Annotated in this window: 1 pseudogene; it reads right to left on the minus strand. The window is 67.6% G+C overall.

The window, feature by feature from the left end:
- A pseudogene (locus BN1130_RS10965) lies at positions 1-213 on the minus strand (phosphomethylpyrimidine kinase); the annotation flags it as partial.

Here is a 213-nt window from a genome sequence, read left to right on the forward strand (position 1 = left end):
TTTCAGCAGCCGCTCCAGCCACTGCACCGAATCCACCACCGGATAGAGGCCGAGGCGATGTTCTGTCTCGGCGAAGGGGCCTTGCTGCAGGCGGGCCGCGCAGTCAGGATAGAGACCGAAACGACGATCGAGGCTTGATCCCGCCAGCACGACCCGGGGGAAGTGGGCGAGACTGACCGGCCAGCCGAGGTGGGCTATGGGGCCGGGGCCGAC

Origin of the sequence: Aeromonas rivuli (assembly GCF_000820045.1) — a bacterium.
Classification (GTDB): domain Bacteria; phylum Pseudomonadota; class Gammaproteobacteria; order Enterobacterales; family Aeromonadaceae; genus Aeromonas; species Aeromonas rivuli.